Annotated in this window: 23 protein-coding genes; 9 read left to right on the forward strand and 14 right to left on the reverse strand. The window is 56.3% G+C overall.

Annotated features, from left to right (window positions below):
- Positions 1-14 precede the first annotated feature (14 nt).
- From ACR0AH_RS16000 to ACR0AH_RS16030, 7 genes are all read right to left on the reverse strand, one after another.
- A complete protein-coding gene (locus ACR0AH_RS16000) occupies positions 15-977 on the reverse strand; it encodes an alcohol dehydrogenase catalytic domain-containing protein (protein WP_480592743.1) in 963 nt (320 codons plus the stop codon).
- Positions 974-1,711 carry an SDR family oxidoreductase gene (locus ACR0AH_RS16005; protein ID WP_170402129.1) on the reverse strand — a complete coding sequence of 246 codons (738 nt, stop codon included), beginning with the start codon at positions 1,709-1,711 and terminating at the stop codon, positions 974-976. The genes ACR0AH_RS16000 and ACR0AH_RS16005 overlap by 4 nt, the downstream gene beginning before the upstream one ends.
- An 8-nt stretch (positions 1,712-1,719) precedes the next feature.
- Positions 1,720-3,027 (reverse strand): histidinol dehydrogenase, encoded by a 1,308-nt coding sequence (gene hisD, locus ACR0AH_RS16010; protein ID WP_170636777.1) that lies wholly within the window; start codon positions 3,025-3,027, stop codon positions 1,720-1,722.
- A gap of 36 nt (positions 3,028-3,063) precedes the next feature.
- Entirely contained in the window at positions 3,064-4,395 is a 1,332-nt protein-coding gene (locus ACR0AH_RS16015) for a TRAP transporter large permease (RefSeq protein ID WP_170402124.1), read from the reverse strand.
- A gap of 15 nt (positions 4,396-4,410) precedes the next feature.
- Positions 4,411-4,926 carry a TRAP transporter small permease gene (locus ACR0AH_RS16020; protein WP_170392538.1) on the reverse strand — a complete coding sequence of 172 codons (516 nt, stop codon included), beginning with the start codon at positions 4,924-4,926 and terminating at the stop codon, positions 4,411-4,413.
- Positions 4,927-5,028: 102 nt separating this feature from the next.
- Positions 5,029-6,174 carry a TRAP transporter substrate-binding protein gene (locus tag ACR0AH_RS16025; protein WP_170392537.1) on the reverse strand — a complete coding sequence of 382 codons (1,146 nt, stop codon included), beginning with the start codon at positions 6,172-6,174 and terminating at the stop codon, positions 5,029-5,031.
- Positions 6,175-6,205: 31 nt separating this feature from the next.
- A complete protein-coding gene (locus ACR0AH_RS16030; protein ID WP_480592746.1) occupies positions 6,206-6,415 on the reverse strand; it encodes a hypothetical protein in 210 nt (69 codons plus the stop codon).
- A 153-nt stretch (positions 6,416-6,568) separates the two neighbouring features.
- On the opposite strand from ACR0AH_RS16030, the gene ACR0AH_RS16035 reads away from it, so the two are divergent.
- A complete protein-coding gene (locus ACR0AH_RS16035; RefSeq protein ID WP_170733105.1) occupies positions 6,569-7,606 on the forward strand; it encodes a LacI family DNA-binding transcriptional regulator in 1,038 nt (345 codons plus the stop codon).
- 271 nt (positions 7,607-7,877) lie between these two features.
- Here ACR0AH_RS16035 and ACR0AH_RS16040 read toward each other — a convergent pair whose 3' ends face one another.
- From ACR0AH_RS16040 to ACR0AH_RS16055, 4 genes are all read right to left on the reverse strand, one after another.
- Complete coding sequence (locus tag ACR0AH_RS16040) at positions 7,878-8,657, reverse strand: IclR family transcriptional regulator (protein ID WP_480592748.1); 780 nt, start codon at positions 8,655-8,657, stop codon at positions 7,878-7,880.
- Between the two features lie 11 nt (positions 8,658-8,668).
- Positions 8,669-10,027, reverse strand: a complete 1,359-nt coding sequence (locus tag ACR0AH_RS16045; protein ID WP_170594355.1) for a TRAP transporter large permease — start codon at positions 10,025-10,027, stop codon at positions 8,669-8,671.
- Positions 10,027-10,692 (reverse strand): TRAP transporter small permease, encoded by a 666-nt coding sequence (locus ACR0AH_RS16050; RefSeq protein WP_170392533.1) that lies wholly within the window; start codon positions 10,690-10,692, stop codon positions 10,027-10,029. The genes ACR0AH_RS16045 and ACR0AH_RS16050 overlap by 1 nt, the downstream gene beginning before the upstream one ends.
- Positions 10,693-10,758: 66 nt before the next feature.
- Entirely contained in the window at positions 10,759-11,997 is a 1,239-nt protein-coding gene (locus tag ACR0AH_RS16055; RefSeq protein WP_170402109.1) for a TRAP transporter substrate-binding protein, read from the reverse strand.
- Positions 11,998-12,106: 109 nt separating this feature from the next.
- Between ACR0AH_RS16055 and ACR0AH_RS16060 the strand changes: the two genes are divergently transcribed.
- Positions 12,107-13,702: a GMC family oxidoreductase gene (locus ACR0AH_RS16060; RefSeq protein ID WP_480592752.1), complete on the forward strand. Its 1,596-nt coding sequence runs from the start codon at positions 12,107-12,109 to the stop codon at positions 13,700-13,702.
- 327 nt (positions 13,703-14,029) lie between these two features.
- On the opposite strand, the gene ACR0AH_RS16065 is transcribed toward ACR0AH_RS16060, so the two are convergent.
- A complete protein-coding gene (locus ACR0AH_RS16065; protein WP_170733069.1) occupies positions 14,030-14,647 on the reverse strand; it encodes a TetR/AcrR family transcriptional regulator in 618 nt (205 codons plus the stop codon).
- A 101-nt stretch (positions 14,648-14,748) separates the two neighbouring features.
- Between ACR0AH_RS16065 and ACR0AH_RS16070 the strand changes: the two genes are divergently transcribed.
- Genes ACR0AH_RS16070 through ACR0AH_RS16085 form a run of 4 tightly spaced genes read left to right on the forward strand, consistent with a single transcriptional unit; the run spans position 14,749 to position 20,300 of the window.
- The gene (locus tag ACR0AH_RS16070; protein ID WP_480592754.1) at positions 14,749-15,897 is read left to right on the forward strand and encodes an efflux RND transporter periplasmic adaptor subunit; all 1,149 of its coding nucleotides are present in this window, start codon (positions 14,749-14,751) and stop codon (positions 15,895-15,897) included.
- A 3-nt stretch (positions 15,898-15,900) separates the two neighbouring features.
- Positions 15,901-19,029, forward strand: a complete 3,129-nt coding sequence (locus tag ACR0AH_RS16075) for an efflux RND transporter permease subunit (protein WP_480592756.1) — start codon at positions 15,901-15,903, stop codon at positions 19,027-19,029.
- Positions 19,026-19,445, forward strand: a complete 420-nt coding sequence (locus ACR0AH_RS16080) for a DUF2141 domain-containing protein (protein ID WP_170512800.1) — start codon at positions 19,026-19,028, stop codon at positions 19,443-19,445. Before ACR0AH_RS16075 ends, ACR0AH_RS16080 begins: the two co-directional genes overlap by 4 nt.
- A gap of 6 nt (positions 19,446-19,451) precedes the next feature.
- Positions 19,452-20,300 (forward strand): ABC transporter six-transmembrane domain-containing protein, encoded by an 849-nt coding sequence (locus tag ACR0AH_RS16085; RefSeq protein ID WP_480592759.1) that lies wholly within the window; start codon positions 19,452-19,454, stop codon positions 20,298-20,300.
- A gap of 127 nt (positions 20,301-20,427) precedes the next feature.
- On the opposite strand, the gene ACR0AH_RS16090 is transcribed toward ACR0AH_RS16085, so the two are convergent.
- On the reverse strand, positions 20,428-21,711 hold the full coding sequence (locus tag ACR0AH_RS16090) for a tetratricopeptide repeat protein (protein ID WP_480592761.1): 1,284 nt from the start codon (positions 21,709-21,711) through the stop codon (positions 20,428-20,430).
- Positions 21,712-21,946: 235 nt separating this feature from the next.
- On the opposite strand from ACR0AH_RS16090, the gene ACR0AH_RS16095 reads away from it, so the two are divergent.
- Complete coding sequence (locus ACR0AH_RS16095) at positions 21,947-22,291, forward strand: adenylate/guanylate cyclase domain-containing protein (RefSeq protein WP_170733066.1); 345 nt, start codon at positions 21,947-21,949, stop codon at positions 22,289-22,291.
- A 96-nt stretch (positions 22,292-22,387) separates the two neighbouring features.
- Here the strand turns inward: ACR0AH_RS16095 and ACR0AH_RS16100 are convergent, their stop codons facing one another.
- Positions 22,388-22,567 carry a hypothetical protein gene (locus ACR0AH_RS16100; protein WP_480592764.1) on the reverse strand — a complete coding sequence of 60 codons (180 nt, stop codon included), beginning with the start codon at positions 22,565-22,567 and terminating at the stop codon, positions 22,388-22,390.
- Between the two features lie 9 nt (positions 22,568-22,576).
- Between ACR0AH_RS16100 and ACR0AH_RS16105 the strand changes: the two genes are divergently transcribed.
- Together ACR0AH_RS16105 and ACR0AH_RS16110 are read left to right on the forward strand one after the other, a co-directional pair.
- Complete coding sequence (locus ACR0AH_RS16105) at positions 22,577-23,692, forward strand: MHYT domain-containing protein (protein ID WP_480567406.1); 1,116 nt, start codon at positions 22,577-22,579, stop codon at positions 23,690-23,692.
- A 111-nt stretch (positions 23,693-23,803) separates the two neighbouring features.
- Positions 23,804-24,658 (forward strand): FAD binding domain-containing protein, encoded by an 855-nt coding sequence (locus tag ACR0AH_RS16110; protein WP_480592766.1) that lies wholly within the window; start codon positions 23,804-23,806, stop codon positions 24,656-24,658.
- Position 24,659 lies beyond the last annotated feature (1 nt).

Below are 24,659 nucleotides of genomic sequence, written 5' to 3' on the forward strand. Positions count from 1 at the left end.
GTCTCCGGTTTTTGCTATGGTTTAAGGATGGTTTTCGGCGCAAGCGTCTTGCCAGCGCGAATGTCTGTAAAGGCCGCGGCCCCGTCGGACAGGTCGCGGGTTTCAACCCAGTCAAGCGTCCCGAGGCGGCCGTTGAACATGGCATTGCATGTGTCGCGGAAGTCCTGTGCGGTATAGGTGTAGGTGCCGATCAGCGTGATTTCCTGCAGCGTGATGCGTCGGATATCCAATCCACCTTCGGAACTGCCTAGGCCGATGTGCAAAATCACCCCGCCCGGGCTGACGAGCGCCGAGGCAACCGCGCGGGTAGACGCAAACCCCACTGCGTCGATCACCAATGGAATGTCCTGTTCCGGTGTGTCCACAACGGCGATTCCACAGGTGTCGCGAAGATAGGTCGCACGGGCTGCGTTGGGTTCGGATAAGGTCACCTGCTCGACCCCCTTCGCAGTGAGCGCAAGAGCTGCCGCTAGCCCGATTGCCCCGCCGCCAATCACATGGGCACGCCGTTCGTCTGCCGGGTGCAGGGCCGCAAGCCCCAGCCGCACCGCATGCCAGCTGACCGCAATCGGTTCGGCGAGTGCGGCCTGCTCCAGCGTGATATGCGAGGGCACTTCAATCAAATTGCGCTCTGGGATAGCGACGTATTCCGCAAAAGCGCCTTCGCGCGGGGGCATTGAGATGATCTGCCGCGAGGGGCAAAGGTTCTCACGTCCGGACCGGCTGGCCGCGCTGTTGGGGTCGTTGACCAGCGGATTGATGGTTACGCGAAGGCCATCAGCCGTCACACCGGCCCCCTCATGGCCAAGGATCAGCGGTGCCGGGCGGCGGTCATCATGGCCCAGATAGGCGTGCATGTCGGACCCGCAAATACCGACGCTATCGATGCGGACGAGAACCTCATCGGGGCCTGGTTCCGGTTTCGCGAAATTGCGGTATTCCAGTGTTTCGACATCGGTGTAAACCAAAGCTTTCATTTCGCTGTAAACCCTCCATCGACCATCAAAACTTGCCCGGTCACGTAGGCACAGGCATCAGAGCAAAAGAACAGCAACGGGCCGTCTAGGTCTTTGGGTTCACCGTTGCGACCGATACAGGTCTGCGCAGCATTACGGTTCGCGCGTTCAGGATCATTGAACACTGCAGCCGTCAGCTCGGTTCGAAAGAACCCAGGGCCAATCGCGTTTACGCATATTCCGCTTGATGACCAGGCCTCGGCCATTGCTCGGGTCAGCTGTGCCACGCCGCCCTTAGACGCCCCATAGCTAAGCCCACCTGGAAAAGCTCGGCTGGACTGGAGCGATGCGAAATTTACGATCCGTCCCCAGCCTTTGGCCTTCATATCGGGCACTAGGTGCTGCGACAGAAAGAAGGGAACGGCAAGGTTCAACCCGATTGTTATGTCCCATCCTTCTGGTGACACCAAATCCGCAGGCTCGCGCGTGTTGATCCCGGCGGCATGCACCAGAATATCCGGTGCCCCAAACGGCTGCGACGCGGCAACGGCCAGCTCTGCCAACCGATCGCGATCCGAAAGATCCCATGGCAGCGCATGAACCTGATCCAGCTCGGCCAACGCTTCTGCACGTCGCGCCACGCCCACGACCTTAGCGCCAGCATGCGACAGTACCTCTGCCGCTCTGCGACCAAGGCCGGAGCTGGCCCCGGTCACAAGAGCGGTATGTCCAGTGAGATCAGGATGATAGGTCACGGGTTGGGTCAGTCTTCGGCTGTCAGGTCAAAGTTTTCATCGGGGAAGAACTTGGCCAGTCGAATATCCGCGGTACGCGCGTGCCCCTCCATACCTTCAAGGCGTGAGATACGGGCCGTCGCCTGCGCAATCGGCTTCATCGCATCAGCGGTCGAGCGCTGCCAGGTCACGATCTTCATGTATTTATGGACGCTGAGGCCACCGGTGTAAGTGGCCGCCCTGCTCGTGGGCAGCACGTGATTGGTGCCTGAGGCTTTGTCGCCAAAGGCAACCGTGGTCTCTTCGCCCAAGAAAAGCGACCCATAGCACGTCAGCCGATCCAGCCACCAATCAAGATCATCGGCCATGACTGTCAGGTGTTCTGGAGCGTATTGATCCGATGTCGCCGCCATTTCTTCGCGATCCGCGCACAGGATGACCTCGGCATAATCGCGCCACGCAGCCGTAGCGTTTTCGCGGTTCACTTCGGGCAGGTCCTCGATCAGCACTGGCACCAAGCGCATAACCTCTTCGGCGAGGTCGCGATTGTCTGTCACCAGCCAAACCGGTGAGTTGTATCCGTGCTCGGCCTGCCCAACGAGGTCAGTTGCAACAACCATCGGATCAGCAGTGACATCCGCAAGGACCAGACTGTCCGTCGGGCCCGCAATCATGTCGATGCCGACGCGCCCGAACAGGATACGCTTTGCTTCGGCCACAAACTGATTGCCGGGGCCCACAAGGATGTTAGCCTTGGGAAGCCCGAACAACCCGAAGGTCATCGCCGCAACCCCCTGCACGCCGCCCATGGCCATGATCTTGTCGGCGCCACAGATATGCGCGGCGTAGACGATCGCAGGCGCGATACCGACATCGGGGCGCGGCGGTGAGCAGGCGACAATGTGCTTACATCCCGCCACCTTTGCCGTGGTGACCGTCATGATGGCGCTGGCTATATGGCTGTATCGCCCGCCTGGGACGTAGCAACCGGCTGCATCCACCGGGATCATCTTCTGGCCAGCGGTCAGGCCCGGCACAACCTCGACTGCGATGTCGGTCATGGACGCTTTCTGTGCCTCGGCAAAGCGTTTGACGTTGCTGTGGCTGAACTCGATGTCGCGCTTCAGCTTTTCTGGCACGGCATCCATCGCGGCCTGGATTTCGGCATCGCTGAGAATGACGTTGCCTTCGTAGTTGTCGAATTTGGCTGCGTACTCTAGCGCCTTGGCATCGCCGCCTGCTTCAATATCAGTCAGGATTCCCTGCACAATTTCACTGACATCCGACGCTCCGCTGCGCGCGGTCAGCGTGGCTTTCTTCAGGTATTCACGGGTCATGTATCGAGTCCTTTTCTTACCGCGTCTTTCGGCGGCTTATCGATAGACATCAGGCAACAGCGAGGTAGAGAACGCCGGGATATAGGCGATCATCAACGTCACGATCAGCATGAAGAAAACAAACGGGATGGCGCGGTAGGCGATCTTGAGGATCGACTCGCCCGTAATCCCCGACACCACGAACAAGTTCAGCCCCAAGGGTGGAGTAATAAACCCGACCCCCAGCGCGGTGATCATCATGATGCAGAACTGGATCTGGTTCATCTCGATCTCTTGCGCCAGCGGGTAGAGGATCGGTGCGAGGATCACGATGTTGGGCGTTGTTTCCATGACGCAGCCCGCAATTATCAGGATAAGGACCATCATGGCGATCAGTACGAATTCGTTACTGCTGACTGAGGTCAAAGCCCCTACAAATCCTTGCGGCACTCCAATGATCGCCAGAGCTTCGGCCAGAGGGATCGAGAAGGCGATGATCGGAAGGATCACACCGTTGACCTTGGCCGAACTGACCAGCATGGCCGGGAAGTCGGACAATTTCAGTGTGCCCAGGATAAACCCGATGACGATGGTCACGACAACCGCCACAGCGCCTGCCTCCGTCGGGGTCAGTTTCCCCGAGAAGATGCCGTAGAAAATGATGCCGGGGACAAGGAAAGCGTACCAGCCGGACTTGACCGTCTTCCACAGGTTCGCGCGCCATTCAGCTGCGGTCATCATGCCGCCACCTTCCCAAAGGTTCAGCCGGTTCATCACGACGTTGGTGATCAGGATGGCCGTCAGGATCAAAAGGCCGGGGATCAGCGCAGCAAGGAACAAGGTCGAGACCGCTATGCCCAGCACAAGGCCGATGATGATATAAGCGATAGAGGGCGGGATGAGGATTCCGGTACAGGCTCCTGCTGCGACCAAAGCACAGGCGTAGGGGCGGGGATAACCGCTCTCGACCAGCCGGTCGATAGTCATGCGCCCTACCGCTGCCGCACCTGCTGCGTCCGACCCGGAAATCGCTGCGAACATGCCACAGACCAAAACGGTGGCCGAACCGAAGCCACCCTTGGCCCAGCAGGTCAGGGCTTCGGCGACGTCCAGAAACTTTCGACTGAGCCCGGTTCGGACAAGCACGTCTCCGGTCAGGATAAACAGCGGCACAGCTGTCAGCGCGAAGGCATCGATGCCCGAGAACAGCTTTTCGCCGACAAGGCTCAGCGGCAATGCGCCGGACATGATCAGCATTGTGATCGATGCTGCGCCTATTGCGGCCCAAACCGGAACGGCGAGCGCGACAAGAGCGACGAAGAGAATGACGGAGGCGTAGAAATCCCACCCAAGTTCAAGAGTTTGACCGCCGAGTTGTTGCCACATCATGGCTCAGGCCCTCCCTTAATCAAACAGCTTGTCGCCTTCGTAGACGGGACGGCCCGTTCGAAGGTCGGCAATATCGCGGAGGAAGGACTGCACCAGCCGAAAGATGACCAGCGCGAAGCCAAACGGCACCGCCATCAGGAAAAAGACCTGGCTGATCCGCAGGCCGTGTGTGACAGACCCGAATTTCCAGGACACGTGGACTGTCTCCCACGACCAATAGATCGCGACGAGTGCCACGATGAACATCACGATGTCGCCGAAGATGTAGAGCAGCGTTTTGACCGTGCGCGGGACGTAGTGCATCAGAACATCAATGCGGATATGCCCGCGTTCCTTGACCGCAGCGGCGGCACCGATCCATGCGAGATAGATGAACGCATACCGGACGATTTCTTCGCCCCAGATGGACGAGTAGGCAAAGACCTCGCGCCGGACCACTTCGATAAACATCGTGCCGACGAGCATGACGTAGAAGACTAAAAGCAGCCAACGTTCGGCATTTTTATCAATCGCTCGAAAGAGCTGAGACATAGCATCCTCACTACCGTCACGCGGCGGCGACGTGTTCTAGTGGGTTTTTACTGGGCAAACATCGGATGAGCCGACGCTGGACGCGCCGGCCCGAAGACGCGATCAGGCGTCGTGCACGTAGTATTTCGCACGCGTGTCTGCGGCTTCTTCCAGCTTGGCGAACGCATCCATCGATCCGGCCAGCTCGGTCTTGAAGCTGTCCCATTCGCTGCGCTGATAGCCACCGGCCTCTTTCCATTCGCCCAACTGATCTTCGCTGAGCGAGTGGAACTCGACGCCGTTCGCGATCAATTGAGACATGGCGTAGGCCCGTGCCGAAGGCACTTTGGACAGGTTCTGCTGCTGGGTGACTTCGCCCGCAAATTCGATACCTTCCTTGACGTCCATCGGCAGGCTGTCGAACCATTCAAGGTTGATCGAATAGACCTGACTGTCCGGCACCGCCTGAGTGAAGGTCACATGGCTGAGGATCTCACCAAAGCCAAAGACATGCAGCGCACCCACCGAGGGATCAAGCGCATCTGCGACGCCTTGCCGGATCGCTGACGGAGTCTCACCCCACGCAACAGGCGTCGGGTTCGCACCCACCATGCCATAATACTGCTGCAGCATTTTTGATCCGGGTACGCGGAATTTGACACCGGACATATCGCCGGGGGTAATAATTGCGTTGCCTCCCTGGCGAACAGCGACGACGCGCGGATCGATCACGATATACATCAGCGCTTTAAAGCCGGATGCCGCGATCTTGGGGTCTACTTCCGCCTTCCAAGCTTCGGAGGAAGTCAGGTTCGTGAACCGCTGGTTGGACCCACAGAAATATGGAAGGTTGATCAGATCAACCACGCTCGCAAAGGGCGCGAAATTCGACAGCGAGTGTTGCGCGGCTTGAATGGTCCCCCCCTGAACCGCCTGCGCCAGTGCACCACCAGCGCCAAGCTGACCACCGGGCGCCAGTTTCACATAGACCTTGCCATTCGTCATGTTCTGGATGTTTTCTTTCAGGTCCAGCTGCATGATCGGATAGCTGCGAGACGCGCCCAGTACATAAGCCGTCGCCAGCGTCATCTTGAATTCAGCCGCGTTTTCGCGATCGCGTTCCTCGGCGGCGGTCTGTGCTGCCGCTTCGCTGGACCACAATGTCCCAGCCGCACCGGCGACCATAGCTGCCGTGAACGAGCCGGTGCCCGCGAGTTTCAAAAAATTTCGACGCTCGGCCGAAGCTAGCTCCTGTTTAGTCTTGTCCATGTGTTCTCCTCCCGTTTGGACTTTTTCGGATTTATTCCTTTTGTTTTTCCTCCGAAATTTCTTGTGCTTCGCTGCGAAGTATGCCGACCGAAAAGGCGATGGCCGCCGCAAACAAAATCAGCATTTCCCAGACATTATTGACCAGAGGCGCCTTCGTGACCGCTCCGATCACCACATTCGCAACAAACGCGAGCAGTAATATCGCTGCTATCAAGTATGGCATGCGTCCTCCCCAACCCATCCAATGTCTCGCACTGAGTCGCCTGCAATGTAAGCGCTTACATTTTGTTATGCAAGCGCTTACATTGCATATGTGCTGTAGGTTCCCGACAAATCGTGCTTTTGATAGAATTCGTCTTGAGCTAGTTGCCCATCCAGAATGACAAGAAAAACCATGCCTCAAAGCGGTCACGAAAACACAGTCCCAACCCTTGCAGATGTTGCCCGACATGCGAACGTGTCCACCGCAACCGTCTCGCGGTGCCTTAACTCGCCAGAGCGGGTAGGGCAAAGCACAAGGGAACGAGTTCTGGCAGCTGTACGAGAACTTGGGTACGCGCCAAATTTCGGAGCCCAAGCCCTTGCAGCAAGGCAGACAAATACGATTGCTGCCGTGATACCGACTATGGAGAACGCTGTTTTTGCACGCGGACTACAGGCGTTTCAGGAAGAACTGGTGCGGCATGGTAAAACGCTTCTGGTTGCTTCGTCCGCCTATGATTCAGAGCTGGAAGAACAACAGGTGCGTGCGTTGGTAGCGCGGGGTGCAGATGGGTTGCTGCTGATTGGGTACGATCGCGAACCGGAGATCTATGCGTTTCTGGAAAAGCAGCGTGTACCAACTCTGATCGCCTGGTCATTTGATCCTGACCAATCCCCGCCGGCCATCGGCTTTGACAATCGGGCTGCGATGTTTGCCCTTGCCCGGCAGGTCATTGGATATGGGCATCGGCATATCGCGTGTATCTCTGCTCCAACCGCTTCGAATGATCGGGCAAGGGAACGCGTTCAAGGCATTCGGGATGCCAAACAAGAGGCCGGTCAAGACCCGAATACTATGCTTCTTGTCGAGACCGCTTACGGCGTTGAAACTGGTGAAGTTGCTTTGCGCGAGGTCATGACAGCCGCACCAGAAACGACTGCCGTGATGTGCGTCAATGATGTTTTGGCGGTCGGAGCCTTACGCGCGGCTCGGGAAATGGGGTTTGAGGTGCCTAAGGATCTCTCAATTACCGGTTTTGACGATATCGAAATTGCAATGCTCGCCGAACCAGCTCTTACGACGGTCCATGTCCCACATCGCGAGATGGGGCGTCGCGCTGCTGGGATGCTGATCCAGATACTCCGTGATGCGCACAGCGGTCAAAGTGTTGAGTTGCCGACAGAAATAAGACTACGTCAATCACTCGGTCCTGCCCGCACTACTGAGTGATCCCGACCTTGAGGGCTATGTCTGGAAATCTACTCGCTCGAATCTACCAACGATGTACGACCCGGATTCGGCATGCACGGCCAATCCAACTTGAACTACTGGTGTGAGTATTTCTTAGATTCAGAGTTTATGGCTAACAGACTAAGAAAGCTGTGAGGAAGGCCTTTGTGCGCGGCTCATCCGTTGCGATGCAGAATGCCCCGAACCGGACGATGCCTGCCGTGGCAATCGGGCAAAAATTATTATGTCGCGGCTGTCTTTCAGGTTCTGGTCACGTGGTTAACAGGGCCGAAAGTTCATTTGCTCCCTTTTTCAGGATACCCAGAAACGACATCAGGCTGTTGACGTTGTGACGTTGTGTCGGTGCATGAACCGAAAGTGTGCCCACCAATCGGCCTTGCCCATCTTGAACGGGTACTGCTAGGGCTGCCATTCCACTCATGAACTCTTCGTCATCGGTGGAATAACCGTTCTCAGCGATATGCTGGATTTCCGTGCGCAATGACTGCGGATCGGTCAGGGAACTTTCAGTCTGTGGCTGCAGATTTCCTGCTGAAAGAAATCCATCCAGTGTTTTCTGCCGGAGCGTGGACAAGTACATCTTGCCGCTGGCGGTGCAATGAAAGGGAACCTGTGTCCCAACCGGCAATTGAATGCGCAAAGGCCACTTCGTCTCGACCCGGTCAAGATAGATCATGCCCTCTCGGTCAGGGATGGCGAGATTGCAGGTCTCACCAACCTGCTCGGCGACACTGCGTAAGATCGCCAAACGCGCTGTGCGCAGATGCTCGGACGACATGGTGTTGACTGAAAGCAACCTTAGACGGTGCCCGGGACCGTATGAGCGGCCATCCAGATCACGCTGCAGGAAACCTTCGGCCTCTGCTGTTTGCAACAAACGGTGGATTGTTGGTTTCGCCAGACCGAGTGACTCGATCAGGTCCGATGGTTTGACGGCAACCCCGCGTCGCACCACCTCCTCAAGGATGAGGAGAAGGCGCAAGTTAGTTGGGATCTGGGTTTCTTTGTCTTGTGTTTCCGTTTCGGCCATCCCGCAACAGTCTAGTTATTTGGCAGCAGGATCAAGGCCAGATCGGGTACAAGCGAGATCAAAATCCACACTGATATCAGCGCTGCTAGATAGGGCACAGTGTACCGAAGCAGACGGAAGTAGGGAACGCCAGTCACCCCTGATGCCACGTAGAGATTGAGACCGTAGGGGGGTGTGATGAAGCCAATCGAAGCCCCCACAAGGAAGATTACCGAGAAATGGATCGGATCAATCCCGACCGAAGCCGCAATCGGTGCCAGAATCGGGGCCAGGATGATCGTGACAGGCAGGCTTTCGAGTACCATGCCCGAGAAGAAAACGATCACCATCGAAGTAAACAGAACCGCATAGTAGCCACCCATCGAGGTTACGAAATCCCCAATGGTTTGCTGAGCGCCAAGCAATGAAAGGATCTGCTGCATCACCACAGAAATCGCGATCAGCGGTGCGAGGATACCTGTGATCTGGGCCGAGCGGATCACGATTGAGGGGATCTCGGGGATCGTGAAGCCTTCGACGACAAACATCTCGGCATAGCTTTTTTCGGTGGGTGAGATGTCGTTCCGCGCGCCCATGATCCGATTGATCGGATAGCTGACCAACCCTGCAATAACGCAGAAGCCGACCGTCACTCCGGCTGCCTCAGTTGGTGAGAATTTGCCTGTGTATATACCCCACAGCACCAGGCCGATGGCGAAAAATCCAAGCCATGCCCCGAATGCGGTCTTCAGCACCCGGTTCAGTTGCAGCGGGATCAGATGACCCCACCCGTTCATGCGGCAAATGATCCAGCACGCGAATTGCATGCCAAAAACCATCAGCGCGCCCGGAAGGATACCCGCCACGAATAGCTCGGAAATCGGCAGGTTCATCAGGAAGCCGTAGACGATGAAGATAATCGAGGGAGGAATGATGATCCCCACCGTACCGCCTGCCGCCGCCGTGGCCGCGCTGAACCGTTCGTCATACCCCCCTTTGACCATCTCGGGGTGCAGCATCGAGCCAATGGTGGCTGTCGTTGCCGAATTCGACCCCGAGATCGCAGCAAACAGCCCACAAGCGCCGAGTGACGCCATCGCTAATCCACCGCGTATCCAGCCCAGACAGGCATAGGCGAAATCGCTGAGCCGCCGCGCGATGCCCGATTTATTGATCAGGTCGCCGGTCAGGATGAAAAGCGGCATCGCCAGCAAGGCGAAACCCTTGTTGAACACGTTCAGAAGTTCAGCACCCATGTTGTCCAGCGTTAGGCCAAGAACAAACGAACAGCCGATGACCCAATAGCCGATTACCAGCAAAACCGGCACGCCCAGCATGAACAGAAAGGTTACCGCAAGAGAGATCAGTGTGACCATAGTTCCGTCTGTCATCAGTCTGCTCCGATCACGGCCTGCTTGATCAGCGGCTCGCCTGTTTTCCAGTTGTTCAGATCATCGGCAAGGTTCTGAAACACGCGCCCGACCATCAGAAAGAACGACAGCGGTGCGGCCAGAAGGAACCACCACTGCATGATATTGTCTGTTCCCAGAACGATCTGAAAGTTTGATGCCGACAATGCCACCAGCCGTGTTGTGGTCACGATGACGATCACCGCAAAGATGAACCACAATATCGCGTCGAGTATCAGGCAAGCCAATTGCCCAGCCCTCGGCATTGCAGTGCGGAATTCGCTGAAGCTCAAATGTGTGCGCAGGCGGACGTTATACGACGCCCCAAACCACGCCATGACCATGAACAGAAGCGGGGGGATGGTGGTCGACCAGGGTTCCTGATCGTTGAACACAAACCGGTCGATCACGCCCCAGAAGATGATTAATGCGATCGCAAGGTAGGAATACACCATCACCGACCGTTCCAGATGACGTTCAACAAAGGGCACCGCCCGATAGATCAACATGATCACGATTCCGCCAATCGCCGAGACAATCGCGCCCAACACCCAGGCGGCGTCGGATTCCAGCGCGGATTGAATCTCGAACGAATCCTGGCTGAGAAAGGCGCTGAAAATCGCGCCGATGTCTGCCCAAAACGACATGAACCCCGTCCTCCCAGTCGGTATAAAGTTGAACCGGCCCGCTCAGGGCCGGTTCGTAACAGTCTATCAGGCTTCGCCTTTCCACCAACGGCGCGGTTCGACATTTTCCGGCAGGGTGTCGGCCGGAATCTCGCGCGCGATGTCGTAGATTTCCTGATAGGTATCAATGCCGCCTGCCCATTTATTCAGACGTTCGCGCCACTGGGCCCAAGGCTCTGGGTTGTAGTTCGGAGCGCACATCTCTTCGGCCAGCTTGATCTGATCGTCAGCCAGGAATGCCGGGCGCACGCCATTTTCGGCGAAGATAGTGTCCGGCAATTGCGGCTCCGAGAAGCCTACCGTATTCAGCAATGCGGCTTCATTCGCACCCTGGATCAACGCTTGAGTGAAGTAGGAAGACTCCATAACTGCGTCCTGCAATTCTCCACTCAGACCGTCAAAGACTTCGGCCGACATGGACGTATGTTCAGTGCCGCAGAAAAATTTCAGATTGACCGACTGCGAAACCACCGGCGCCATGTTGGCGTAAGCCACGGCCGAGGCCCAGGTTTCCGCCCCATCGATCAGACCTGTCTTAAGCGCATCCAGTGTCTCTTCCCAAGCCACCGGGACTGGGTTCAGATTCAGCAATTGCATTGCAATCCGGCCCAACTGCGTACCCGTCACGCGGTTCTTGGTACCAAACAACTCTTCCAGTTTGGTGACGGTCGGCTTGTCGGCAAAGGTCGAACCCATTTGCAGGCCGCGTAGCTCACAATGGGTAAACAGGAACTTCAACCCGTGCCGTTTTTCCAGCGGATCACGCAGGATGCGCTGGCTCGCCGGGCTATAGAAGAAGTGATACTGCGCCGCGCGGCTGGGGAACATATAGGCATAGTCCAGCACGTTCAGATAAGGTGCGCCTCCGGCCGAGTTTTGAGTTGAGGCGGCATAAATATCGACGATTCCCTGTTGGGTCTTTTCGACACAGCTCAGCTGGCCGCAGATCTGGTTGTCGCCGATGAATTCGATGCGAATCTCGCCGTCCGTGCGTTCTTCCAGGTCGCGCGCGAACTCGATTGCGCCGGCGCGCTCAATCAACAGGTTGCGGGTGTTGAAGCCCGACGCGCCGAATTTCAGCGTGTGCTTCGGCTCTTTCGAAAAGCGCTTCTCATAGGTGGATTCGGCGGCCTGCGCCAGATTCGCCAGACTCATCGCGCCGCCGAACCCGCCCGCCGCCAGCAGTGTCGAGCTCATGCCGTAACGCCCGGCCACGCGGAAGAAATCTCGCCGTGAAATGCCACTTAGTTTCCGTCCGATCTCCATTGCTTACCTCCCTGATCGCAATTATTGAGACGTTTTGTATCAAAAAAGGCTAGTATAATTCTTGCATCTTGCATAGAGTTTTTTTCAGCGACGTTGGAAGGAGGCGGTCATGGAGGTGGATTATGCAGTTGTTGGCGCAGGATCGTCGGGCTGTGTCATTGCCAATCGGTTGAGCGCAGACCCCAACACAACTGTTGCGCTGCTCGAAGCAGGTGGTCGCGATACCAACCCGTGGATTCACATCCCCGTCGGCTATTTCAAAACGATGCATAACCCCTCGGTTGACTGGTGCTATCGCACTGAGCCCGACCCCGGCCTTAACGGTCGATCCATCGACTGGCCACGGGGCAAGGTTCTGGGTGGCTCATCCTCGCTGAACGGGTTGCTCTATGTGCGTGGCCAGAAGGAAGATTACGACCGCTGGCGGCAAATGGGCAACGAGGGTTGGGGCTGGGACGATGTGCTACCCCTGTTCAAACGCTGTGAGGATCAAGAGCGCGGCGAGGATGAATATCATGGCGTCGATGGCCCCTTGTCAGTGTCCAACATGCGCATTCAGCGCCCGATCTGCGATGCCTGGGTCGCAGCAGCACAGGCCGCCGGTTACCCGTTCAACCCAGATTATAACGGGGCCGAGCAAGAAGGCGTGGGTTACTTCCAACTGACCACGCGCAATGGGCGCCGCTGTAGCGCCGCCGTCGCCTATCTCAAGCCCATTCGCGGTCGTCAGAACCTCAACATCATCACCAAAGCGCTTGTGTCGCGTGTGGTTCTGGATGGGAAAAAAGTAACCGGGCTGGTCTACCGGGATCGTTCTGGTAACGAGCAGACACTGACTGTTCGGCGCGAGGTCATCCTGTCCGGCGGGGCGATCAACTCTCCCCAAATCCTGATGTTGTCAGGGATCGGAGAGCCGGATCATCTAAAGGAAAATGGTATCAAACCGCTGCACGCCCTGCCGGGTGTTGGCAAAGGTCTTCAGGATCACTTGCAGGCGCGGCTGGTGTTCAAATGCAATGAGCCCACACTGAATGACGAAGTTCGCAGCCTGTTCAATCAGGCGCGAATCGCGCTGAAATACGCACTATTTCGTGCAGGTCCGATGACAATGGCCGCCAGCCTTGCGACTGGTTTCATGAAAACCCGGCCCGATGTTGAGACGCCCGACATTCAGTTCCACGTGCAACCCTGGTCCGCCGACAGCCCAGGCGAAGGTGTGCATCCGTTTTCGGCCTTCACGATGTCGGTCTGCCAACTGCGTCCGGAAAGTCGGGGAGAGCTGCGCCTGAACGGACCGGACCCATCCGAACATGTCAAGATCATCCCGAACTATCTGTCCACTGAAACGGACTGCCGAACCATTGTCGACGGCGTGAACATCGCGCGCGGGATTGCCAAACAAAACCCTCTGGCCTCGAAGATTTCAGAAGAGTTTCGACCAACTGCAGAGCTGAGCTGCGAAGATTATGAAGGCACTCTGGATTGGGCCAGATCTAACAGCGTGTCGATCTACCACCCAACCGGCACCTGCGCGATGGGGAACGCCGAGACGTCTGTTGTCAACGCAAGACTAAAGGTACACGGTATTTCGAACCTGCGGGTGGCTGATTGTTCGATCATGCCGGAAATCGTCAGCGGCAACACCAACGCACCAGCGATCATGATTGGCGAAAAGGCAAGCGACCTGATAAAGGCGGATGCTTGAGAAATCTGCCATCGTATCTGATCGCCTGATCCCTACAGTATCAATAGATCAGAGCGTCAATCGCATCAAAAACGATCTGGCGCTGTGCCGGTGGTTGGAATCTGCATTCGCTTTGCGACCGCTTCGTCTTGTGACTAAACGAAGTCTGGTAACAGAACCTCGGATGATATTGCGTTAGCCAATAGTCCTAACCGCAACTCCAACTTTCCTTTGACCTCCCCCGCGTTTCGGCCGGCTCAAAGTCGATCTTTGCTGCCTACATTAATGTCTCAGGCAGCTCCCTTTGGCTGACATTCACGAATTCCAAAACGACACGCCACCTACGTACTAATGACGTGCCAGCAGGGAACTCATAATAAAGTCTTCAGCGCACACAATGATCCCGGTCATGGGCATTTCTGACAGCACACTACGATATGCACTGCCTTCCAGAACTTCGATCACCAGTTGTGACGCCTGAAGGGGATCCGGAACGGTGCGCAATTCACCGCCAGTAATTCCTCGCTTCACTACGGCTTCCAGGGCCTCAGTCAAACTCGATCGGTTCTCGACGAACAGCTGCGCGATGTCCGGTTGACGAACTGCTTCGCTCGAAATTTCCAACGTGAGAATAACGTTTTCCGGCGCAGCAAGGTATTTTGCGTAGGCCTTGATGAACTTTCTTATGACTTTGGGCGCGGGCGCATCTGAGTTCAGGATTTTCAGAAACGGCTCCATCTCGCGGCGTTCAAGTATTGCGATTTCTACAAGCACATCATGTTTGCCGCGAAAATGATTATAGAGATTTCCAAGGCTGACGCCCGCCCGCGCCGCGATATCGCGGACACCGGTCTGATGATAGCCGCGCTCAAGGAAACACATAACTGCGGCCTCCAAAATCTGGTTGCGACGCTTGGCTGTTGCCTTTTCCCGGATTGATTCCGGCTTTTTGATGTCATCGGACATTTTTTCAACTTAATATTGAACGAACGATCGTTCATAGTATATGACACTCTATCGAACGCCACAAGGTGCAATGGATTCGGCGGCACAGGAAAGACTGGTCTATGACAGAAAAAACTTTGGAAACTCGGCAAAGACCGACCCGGCGATGGCTTTGGATTGGACTATCGTTGGCACTGTTTGTAGCGATCGTCGTCCTCCTGTTTGATACAGAAGATACAATTGATGTTCAGGCAACAACGACCTCACCTCCGCCACCGACCGTCTCGGTCGTCACAGTAGTTTCGGCAACCGTACAAGCGCGGGTTTCGGCGTTTGCCGAAGTTCGGCCTCGGTGGGATGCCAAGCTGCGATCTGCTGTGTCCGGGCGCATCATTGCAGTACACAACGCCGCTTTGGCAGGGACTAAGGTGGAACGGGGTGCCCCTTTGTTTTCAATCGAAAATGCACCTTATCAAAGCGCCGTTGCAGCCGCTGAGATGGAGCTTGAGCAAGCGGAACTGGCGTTATTGCGCGCGCAGAACAAAGTGACAGTCGCGCAACGACAGTTTGACCGGGATGAAACAGAACCGCCAAACGAACTGGCTGTGAATCTACCGCAATTGCGCATTGCCGAGAAATCCGTTGCAGCTGCGCAGGCACGGCTGAATGCGGCGCGAAATGAACTGAAGGACGCGGAGGTTGTCGCCCCTTTTTCGGGATTTGTAACCCATCGCTTTGCCAGCCTGGGCCAGACGGTCAACCCAGGCGATGCCCTGATACACCTTTCGGACGACCAGCAATTCGAACTGGTCGCCGAGTTTAGTCAGGCGGACTGGGCGTTGTTGGATCATCCGATCTCTGGCGCCACTGCTGATCTGACACAGCGCTCGGGCGGAGCGTTGGGGCGGGCTCAAGTCCGGCGTGGAGGAGGGTTTCTGGATCAAGACACGCGGCAGGTGCGGGTCTTTCTGGATGTCACAAAGCCCGATGAACGCATACTCGCCGGAGACTTCCTGCAGGTTCACATTCCCGGACGCCGGATCTCGGACACATTAACCCTACCCGAAAGCGTCCTGACCCGTGCAGGATACATTTGGCTTGTAGACGATAACGACCAATTGCAGAGGCTTAGCCCGAACATCCTGTTCCGCAGCGAAAGTACAGTGACGGTATCGGCTCCCGAAGGGACCGGCCCGTGGCGCGTGGCCAAAACACCTTTGGCCTCGTTTCTACCGGGTCAGCGGGTGACGCCGCAATCAGATGGGGGCTGAGCCATGCATGCTCTGACATCCTGGTTTATCCGAAATCCGGTCGCTGCCAATTTGATGATGGCACTGATCCTATTTCTTGGGGTGCAAACGCTGCTGAACATTCGGATCGAAGGCTTCCCCCGCATTCCGCCGGAAAGTGTTACAATCGCGATCGAGTTTCCGGACGCCACAGCCGAACAGGTTGATGAATTGGTGACCCAGAAAGTTGAGCAGGCCCTCGAAGGTTTGGAGGGCGTGCGTAGTGTGACCTCACAATCCCAAAATGACCTAAGTGTCGTGACTGTCCGTCGCGCAGGTGGCCAGAAACTACAAGCCGTCCTGGATCATGTCCGTATTCGGATCGACGGCTTGACTGATCTGCCTGATACTGCGCGCCGACCCGTGATCGAAGCCTCGGGTTTCGATTTCCCGGCGCTGTATCTGAACTTGTTCGGAGAAACAGACCCCGCCACATTGCAGAGCTTGGCGCAACGCCTGAAAGAAGAGTTGCTGGCGCAACCGGAATTGTCGCGGTTGCAAATCTGGGGCCTGATACCGCGGGAATTGCGCATTGAAATCGACCCGGCGTTGCTGCGCCACTATGGGTTGACGGTTTCGGATGTGACCCGTGCCATCGAAGGGAATTCGCTGGCCTTTCAGGCAGGTCGTCTGAGGACCGATGGCGGTACGATCTATCTGCGGGCCGATGACAGGGCGAAATACGTGCCGGAATACGCAGCTCTGCCGATCATCGAACGTGACGACGGGTCCTATGTGCCTTTGGGCGATATTGCCAAAATCGAAGACGGGTTTCAGGACGGCGAGTACCTGTTTCGCCTGAACGGCAAACCAACCGTAGGGATGGAGGTTCTGGTCGGGCAGAAGGAGAACCTGCTGGAGATCAGTGATGTCGTGCGCAGCACGGTTGACGAGTTCAGCCGACAGCTGCCGTCGCAGGTACAGGTCGAGGTTTGGGGTGATAGCGCTGGCTACATCTCGGACCGTCTGGCGCTGTTGCGCTCAAACGGGGTGCAGGGTTTGATCCTTGTGACCCTGATGCTGTCGATTTTCCTGAACGTGCGTTTGGCCTTCTGGGTTGCCATGGGCATTCCCGTTTCGGTCATGGGGGCGCTTGCTGTCTCGGGCTCGAAATGGGTGGACTATTCGCTGAACGATGTCACGACTTTTGGTCTGATCATTGCCTTGGGAATTCTGGTCGATGATGCCGTTGTAGTCGGCGAAAGCGTTTTTGAAGAACGCCGCAAGGGGAAGGACCCGATTAGGGGCACGGAACGCGGCGTGCATCGCGTGGCTGTTGCGACCGTCTTTGGCGTGCTGACCACAATCGCAGCCTTTTTCCCGATGCTGTTGATCGACAATCCGCTGGGCAAGGTACTTGCCGGGTTCGCGGGCATCGTGATCCTGACGCTGATCTTTTCGCTTATCGAAAGCAAATTCATCCTGCCCGCCCATCTGGCGCAGGTTTCGATGCGGCAAGAGCGTCGATACCTGCTGATCCGCTTGTGGGGGCGGGTACAGGATTCTGCGCAGGGCGGGTTGTACTGGGTGCGGGATTGCATCTACCAGCCTTTGCTCGTCGCGGCGGTGCGTCAGCGCTACGCCGTGCTAATCTTGTTCATTGCCGCCGCAACGCTGGGGCTTGGCCTGATGTACAAGGGCAAGGTCAGGACGGTGTTCTTTCCCGAGGTGCCCGGTCAGGTCATCACGATGAACCTGGAAATGGATGCCCGCTCCCCCTTTGCACTGACCCGCACGAACGTGAATCGGATCGAAGCCGTGTTGAACGAGCTGAACGTCGAGCTTGCAGAAGAGGCGAGCATGTCTGCTCCACCCGTTCAGACAGTATTCACCATCATCAACAGCGCTGGAAATGCGCAAATTTTCGCTGAAATGATCCCGGTAGCTGAGCGTCCGAATGTCCCGATCCTTTCTGTGGTCCGCGAATGGCGCGATCGGGTCGGTGCGGTCGAGGGCGCCACCGAGTTGGAGTTCACCGGATCGGAAACGCTTGCCGGAGGGTTCCGAATCCGGTTGGCGTCAAAAGACGAAGATCTTCTGCAGCAAGCCAGCGCCGAAATGAAAGGTTTCCTGTCGAACATCGAGGGCGTGGCAAATGTAAGGGATGGGTTGGTGGGCGGCCAACCTGAACTGAAACTCCGCCTGCGCCCGGACGCGCGGCACCTTGGTTTTAACGCCGAGGCTCTGGCCAGACAGATTGGCTATGGGTTCGGCGGGGCCGAGGTGACCAAGGTCAGACGCGATGGGTCCGAAGTCCGTGTAGTCGTACAGAACGCGCGTGAAAACCGCGATACGTTGGCGGATCTGGTGCAGACCCGGTTGCGCAGCGTATCCGGCGCTTGGGTGCCGCTTGAGACCGTCGCCGAAATCGAGGGCACCTATGCCTCTGGCACTATCGATCGCCGTGACGGCAAGCGCATGAACATCGTAGCAGCGTCCATCGACCGCGACCTTGTTGCTCCCGAAGAGGTGGGGCAGGCGGTGTTCGAGCAGCTGGTCCCGAAACTCCGTGCCAAATATCCCAGCGTAACCGTCCTGCCGGCCGGTGAACTGGAAGAAATGGCCGATATAAGCGATGGCCTGAAGCGCGCGCTGTTGCTGGCAGCCGTTCTGATCTATGTGCTGATGGCCGTGCCGTTGAAAAGCTATTGGCAGCCTTTCGTCATTCTGGCCATCGTGCCATTCGGCTTTATCGCAGCCGCCGTCGGGCACCTGATCATGGGTGTCTCGCTGTCGCTGTTTTCGTTCTTCGGCATGCTTGCTCTGACCGGTGTGATTGTGAACGACAGTCTGGTCATGATCACCCGCTACAATCAGGCGCGAGAGGAAGGTCAGCCCGTGAATCTGGCGCTGAGAAGCACAGGCATTGGACGTTTCAAGGCGATCTTTCTGACCACCGCAACTACAGTGATTGGTCTGCTGCCTTTGCTGACCGAAACCTCTGAGCAAGCGCAGTATCTGATCCCTGCGGCAATCTCTTTAGTTTTTGGAGAACTCTTTGGCACAGCCCTCATGCTGCTGCTGGTGCCGGTACTGATCGCCATCACCGAGGATGTCATTGCCATTTTCAAGTCACCCCTTCCGCAGCCTTCTGAAGAAAGGACAAAGCCATGATACGGAACCTTCTAGCCCCTGCATTCGCCGTGGTAACGCTTGCGACTCCGGCCTCCGCCGAGGGTCTGAATGTGACTGTGGACGGCATCCGCAACGCCAAAGGCAACATCGTGATCCTTGTATTCGATAACGCGCGCGCCTTTGACAGTTTGGATGTCTGGAGCGCCATTGACTACGCCCAGATTCCGTCACGTAAAGGCAGCGTCAGCCATGAGTTTTCTGACCTGAACGCGGGCCCATACGCTGTGCTGCTGTTTCATGACGAAAACAAGGACGATGACCTGAACATGACTGAGACGAAACTGTTGGAGGGGCTGGGTTCAACAGGTGCCTCAGACCCTCAGGACGAGCCGGATTTCAAGGCTGCCTCGGTCTGGCCGGGCGATGTGCGTGTTCGCATTCACTATGATCAGTAATTCGCCATGCTGACAGATCGAAAACTGACAATCGGCACGCTTCTGAGTGTGTTCCGCTGGCGCGTAGGGCTTACGTGGTTCCTGATCCTGGCTGAAACTGCCCTGACGGTTCTGATTCCGCTGTTCGTCGGCTTCGCCATAGATGGATTGCTGAGCGAAGATTTTGAGCCCTTTGTGCAGTTAGGTGCGCTCATGGTTGCCCTCACTATGATCAGCGTGATCCGGCGGATTTACGATACACGTGTCTACGGTATGATCCGTGTCGAATTGGGCAAGGCGCTTGCCGCGCGGTTTTCAAATCTTCCAATTTCGTCGCTGAACGCCCGGATCGGGATGGGGCGCGAACTGGCCGACTTTCTTGAAGAGATCCTGCCCTCGGCAATCGCAGGGGTGGTGCAGTTCGTCGTATCAGCAATTTTGCTGTTTTACTTCTCGCCAGTTCTGGCCCTGTCTGCCTGTGGGGTTCTTGTCGGAATGATATCTGTATACGCTCTGTTTCATTCGACGTTTTGGCAATGGAACCGTGCGCTGAATGAGCAAATGGAGCATCAGGTCAGTGTTCTGGAACAACGACGTGACCGTCCGGTATTCGTCCACCTGAGTAAACTGCGCCGGCTCGAAGTAAAGCTCTCGGATACCGAAGCCGTTCTGTATGGCGCAATCTTCATTCTGTTAATAGGTCTGCTCCTATTCAACCTGTGGTTCGCGACCCAAAACCTGGATGCGACACCGGGCATGATATTTTCGATTATCAGCTATTCGTGGGAGTTTGCGGAAGCCGCACTTGCTTTGCCCGTCACCTTACAATCCTGGTCTCGCCTGTCAGAAATTACGACCAGGTTGCAGAGCGATTGATCAGGCTTGCATACCATAAATGGCGTGATACGGGATTTGTAATCAGGAAGTAATCAGTCCATTCCGGTCGTGCGCAGCCTAGCTAAAGGAGGGGTAAGAAGAGCTGATAAACTAGAGCTTTGTGAATTCAGACAAAGCCTGCAACGGGCGCAGTATGACTGAAGATCGGGCGTCGCGCTGTAATCGTTCGATGAGCTTCTTGAATATGGCCGGATTTCAATAGCAGATTCAGGTAAGTCAGCTCCAAAAGGTCACGCTGTGCGCGGCTGCCACCCAGACGAGCGTGATCTGCCATGACCGGAGTCAGCTGTTGCAACGCATCCGTCCAATCTTGTCGCGCAATCGCACCCCAAGCACGTGCCACCGGGCGAACAAGATCTGCCGCAAAACCCAAGCTTGTTTCGGTCAGAACCGCAAGGCGTTCACCTTCCCCTGCCATAGCATGAGCCAGCGCGCCATGTATGTCCGCAAAACTCATGCCTGGGTTTGGAAAAAACCGTGATGCGTATTCGCTCAGGTCGCGCCAAAGTTTGGGCGCAACTGTTAGACCTGCAATTTCAGTGCGGTGCAAAAGTGCAGCAGCATCGGTTAGAACATTTATCGGCAACGAATAGGACGCTGCGGGTGCGATAGCTCCCTCGTAAATCGTCCATAGCTCAGCCTCATTCCCTTGCTCCAAGGCCCACAGAGCGCGATGCCAACTTAAGTGGCCGTGCAATACCGAGCGCACATCATAATCCGCGATCCAGTCGGCAAGGTATGCGCGACCGGCCTCTCCATAACCTTGCTCGTAGAGCGTGTGCGCTTTGAAGTGTGACGCGTTTGCATTGGCGTTGTTCAAAGCGAGCGAGCCGTCCATCATGGACATGGCCTCATCAAGCCGCCCAACTTCGCATAGCGCCTGACCGTGTACGCTCATAACCCACCAGTCTTCGCCCAAGGCATCAAATAATTTGGTCGTGTAGGCAAGTTGCGTGCTTTCCCGACCAGGCTCACCCGATGTCCCAATCAAACCAAAAATGTTGGTACAGATCTGCGCGACAAGGACATCGCGGGGGTGATGAGCAGCGTGCTTCAGAACTGCGCTTCGTGCCTGTAAGACACGTCCCTGAAGCAAGAGATCGAATACCGCAAGATGACCCTCCTCGCGCTCAGTCAACCCAGATGCGCAGGCGCGGGCCGACGCCATTGCCTCTTGAGCGCCAGACATATCGTTTTCATACATTCGAGCTCGAGCAAGCCCAACGTGACCGAGGGCGAAGCCGGGATCGGCCGTGATGGCGGCGAAAAAAGCTTCGCTTGCACCAAACGTTGCTGCAAGGATGTGATCAAGCCCCGCGACATAGGCGTCCCGCGCCTCTGGCAGGCCGGTCGTCAGCGTCAGTCCATACCGGTCAACCAGCATCTCCATACTCCCACTTTCGTCAGCATACTCAAACGTGCGTGCTCGCGACTGCCCAACGCTAGCACAAAAAGCGAAACCATAAGCACTATTGTGGATAATCGATTGCTATAAGGATCGAACCATCGGTTAACGGGCTGGCCTTCTGGCCTTCACTGCTGATTGAAAAGATATTGATTGAACCAAGCGTGCCTCATAGCCTTTCTTTGCCAATAGGGTTGTCCGAAGGAGGCACAGCGATGAGGTGCACATTGCCTACCAAGTATATGGCGATGGCTTTCTCGCTACGTTTGACGGACCCGGCCAGGCGATCCATCGTGGCAAGGCGATTGGCGATGCCATTTCCAAGCTGAATCTGGAAGTTCGCATAGGGTTTCACACAGGCGAGGTCGAAGTTTCTTTGCATTATGTGCGCGGAATTTCCGTTAACACTGCAGCGCGTATCTCAGAATTGGGCGGAGGCGGCGACATCGTCGTTTCCAGAACAGTAAAAGATCTGGTGGCTGGGTCCGGTCTGGACTTCGAAAGTCTTGTAACAAAAGAACTGAAGGGCTTATCCGAAGACTGGCAAGTTTATAAAGCGGTCTAAAGGCATCTCTAGCCATTCCACCCAGCAGCTTTCGGAAGTCACAAATTAAACATCAAATGATGACGGCGGGAGGGGTCGAGCAGATCTTCATTAGCCTTAAATTGTGGTTTTCACCCAATCAATATGAACGGCGGATTTGGCCTCAAAGCCGCCGAATAGCAGCGTGCTAGCCACCTCGGCACGAATGCTTCGGAGCTGGGCATCGCCTAATGTGTAACCGCTCTTTGAACGTCCGACATCGTTGATCCATTTGCCAAACGCATACTTTTTAGCCAATTTGCGACAATGGAGTTTCTCGACGTCAGCCACAACAGTTTCCTCGTCGCCATGTCCTGCATTGTTGCCTTCGTGGCAGGGTTTACAGGATTGTCGATGACGCGAGATCTTTCGACGAAGCCGGTCTTTGAAAAGAAGGCCTCGGTGGCTCTTGCGGCTGTTTCGCTTGGCGGTGGAATTTGGGCCATGCACTTCGTGGCCATGCTCGGGCTTCAGATGCCGATCCTGTTCTATTACGACGCTGCAATCACACTTGTGTCTGCCCTTGTCGCGATCCTGCTCGTCGGAGCTGCGCTTATTCTGTTGCATTTCACCGAACGCAACCGCGCCACGATTGCGATGGCAGGAGGCGTTGTTGGGTTGGGCATCTTGGCGATGCACTATATTGGCATGGCTGGCTTGGAGCTTTGCCGGGCAGTGTATACGCCCAGTGGCGTCATCTTGTCCTCGATTGCTGCAATAGCGCTTTGTATGCTGGCTTTCGCGATTGCCTACGGGCAGCGAACAAACAGAAACATTTTGCTCGGCACTTTGTGTTTTGCAGCGGCGGTTTGCACCGTTCATTTTCTTGCTCTGGCGAGCACCCGTTTCGTCGCCGTGCCAAGTGGGGTTGAGTTTGGCCCGTTGATGAGCAATGAGACGCTGGCCATTGGCGTAATCCTGTTCAGTTTCATCATATTTGGTGCTTGCTTGTGGGTCAGCGTGACCTACCTGCCAGGACCTTCGAGGAAAGACCCGGAGCCAACAGAAGCGACCGCGGATGTAAAACCATTGCTGCAAATTCCTTGCGAACGGGATGGAGGAAAGGTCTTCATCTCTGCCGAAGATGTTCTGTTTTTGCGCGCGGATGGGCACTACACCCAAGTTTACACCGAAACGGATCGGTTGTTTTGTGTCTGGCCAGTGACCGAGGCCGCCAAGCGATTGGTGCCCACCGGATTTCTCCAGACCCACCGCAGCTACCTTGTCAATCCTCAGCGCGTGGCGCGGTTTGAGCGTACCAAGGATAAGGGCCGATGCCTGTTCGACGGGGATGGTTTGCCACCCGCGCCGGTCAGTCGATCCAAACTCAAGACGGTTCAGGATGCGCTTGCATCGCAGGTAGGCGCAATTCGTGCGACCTAGGGCGCATTTCGTGCAAAATACCTGTTTTTTGTTGATTTACTGAAGCGTCGCCATCCAAGCGCATGCAGTGATCCTTTCAGCCAGAACATTTGCTTGAAGGGAGGAGAGCCGATGATTCCAGCGGCATTCGAATACTACAGACCCAAGGACATGGCCGGTGTGCTGTCGATCCTGGAAGAGCATGGCGATGATGCCCGCGTCATGGCCGGTGGGCACAGCCTGATTCCGATGATGAAGCTGCGGATGGCGGATGTGCCGCATCTGATCGATCTTCAGGATGTTGGCGGCATGTCTGATATCGAGATCGGAGGTGACAGTATCCGCATCGGTGCGATGGTCACCCAGCACGCGATTATTGATCACGACGCACTGGCTGAGGCCGCTCCGATTCTGCGCGAAGCTGCCCTTCAGATCGCAGACCCGCAAGTCCGATACATGGGTACAGTTGGTGGCAACGTGGCCAATGGCGACCCTGGCAATGACATGCCCGGCCTGATGCAGTGCCTGAATGCGCGTTTCACTGTCGAGGGTCCTGACGGGGAACGCGACATCGCTGCCCGCGAGTTTTACGAAGCCGCCTACATGACCGCTCGGGAAGACGAAGAAGTGTTGACGGCAGTCACCATCCCAACGCCGCATGGCGGTTACGCCTATGAAAAACAAAAGCGCAAGATTGGTGATTATGCTACCGCTGCTGCTGCAGTCCAGATCGTGAAAGAAGGTGGCACCTGTGCCTCCGCCTCGATTGCAATGACCAATCTGAGCGACACACCGGTCTTTTCCGAGGCGGCTGGGGCCGCTCTGGTTGGCACCGGCGTCGATGCAAATGCCGTTAAGACCGCTGTGGCCGCCATGCGCGGTGATATTGACCCCACCGAGGACAACCGCGGCCCCGTCGCTTTCAAAAAACACGTGGCAGGTATCATTCTGACCCGCGCCATTGAGCGCGCCTGGTCGCGTGCGTGAG

This window comes from Ruegeria sp. AM5, assembly GCF_056540645.1.

What these genes read in the sequence shown, in the direction of transcription:
- ACR0AH_RS16000 (WP_480592743.1), bottom strand. Translation starts at nt 977, where the DNA reads ATGAAAGCTTTGGTTTACACCGATGTCGAAACACTGGAATACCGCAAT.
- hisD (WP_170636777.1), bottom strand. Translation starts at nt 3,027, where the DNA reads ATGACCCGTGAATACCTGAAGAAAGCCACGCTGACCGCGCGCAGCGGA.
- ACR0AH_RS16015 (WP_170402124.1), bottom strand. Translation starts at nt 4,395, where the DNA reads ATGATGTGGCAACAACTCGGCGGTCAAACTCTTGAACTTGGGTGGGAT.
- ACR0AH_RS16020 (WP_170392538.1), bottom strand. Translation starts at nt 4,926, where the DNA reads ATGTCTCAGCTCTTTCGAGCGATTGATAAAAATGCCGAACGTTGGCTG.
- ACR0AH_RS16025 (WP_170392537.1), bottom strand. Translation starts at nt 6,174, where the DNA reads ATGGACAAGACTAAACAGGAGCTAGCTTCGGCCGAGCGTCGAAATTTT.
- ACR0AH_RS16030 (WP_480592746.1), bottom strand. Translation starts at nt 6,415, where the DNA reads ATGGGTTGGGGAGGACGCATGCCATACTTGATAGCAGCGATATTACTG.
- ACR0AH_RS16035 (WP_170733105.1), top strand. Translation starts at nt 6,569, where the DNA reads ATGCCTCAAAGCGGTCACGAAAACACAGTCCCAACCCTTGCAGATGTT.
- ACR0AH_RS16040 (WP_480592748.1), bottom strand. Translation starts at nt 8,657, where the DNA reads ATGGCCGAAACGGAAACACAAGACAAAGAAACCCAGATCCCAACTAAC.
- ACR0AH_RS16045 (WP_170594355.1), bottom strand. Translation starts at nt 10,027, where the DNA reads ATGACAGACGGAACTATGGTCACACTGATCTCTCTTGCGGTAACCTTT.
- ACR0AH_RS16050 (WP_170392533.1), bottom strand. Translation starts at nt 10,692, where the DNA reads ATGTCGTTTTGGGCAGACATCGGCGCGATTTTCAGCGCCTTTCTCAGC.
- ACR0AH_RS16055 (WP_170402109.1), bottom strand. Translation starts at nt 11,997, where the DNA reads ATGGAGATCGGACGGAAACTAAGTGGCATTTCACGGCGAGATTTCTTC.
- ACR0AH_RS16060 (WP_480592752.1), top strand. Translation starts at nt 12,107, where the DNA reads ATGGAGGTGGATTATGCAGTTGTTGGCGCAGGATCGTCGGGCTGTGTC.
- ACR0AH_RS16065 (WP_170733069.1), bottom strand. Translation starts at nt 14,647, where the DNA reads ATGTCCGATGACATCAAAAAGCCGGAATCAATCCGGGAAAAGGCAACA.
- ACR0AH_RS16070 (WP_480592754.1), top strand. Translation starts at nt 14,749, where the DNA reads ATGACAGAAAAAACTTTGGAAACTCGGCAAAGACCGACCCGGCGATGG.
- ACR0AH_RS16075 (WP_480592756.1), top strand. Translation starts at nt 15,901, where the DNA reads ATGCATGCTCTGACATCCTGGTTTATCCGAAATCCGGTCGCTGCCAAT.
- ACR0AH_RS16080 (WP_170512800.1), top strand. Translation starts at nt 19,026, where the DNA reads ATGATACGGAACCTTCTAGCCCCTGCATTCGCCGTGGTAACGCTTGCG.
- ACR0AH_RS16085 (WP_480592759.1), top strand. Translation starts at nt 19,452, where the DNA reads ATGCTGACAGATCGAAAACTGACAATCGGCACGCTTCTGAGTGTGTTC.
- ACR0AH_RS16090 (WP_480592761.1), bottom strand. Translation starts at nt 21,711, where the DNA reads ATGGAGATGCTGGTTGACCGGTATGGACTGACGCTGACGACCGGCCTG.
- ACR0AH_RS16105 (WP_480567406.1), top strand. Translation starts at nt 22,577, where the DNA reads ATGGAGTTTCTCGACGTCAGCCACAACAGTTTCCTCGTCGCCATGTCC.
- ACR0AH_RS16110 (WP_480592766.1), top strand. Translation starts at nt 23,804, where the DNA reads ATGATTCCAGCGGCATTCGAATACTACAGACCCAAGGACATGGCCGGT.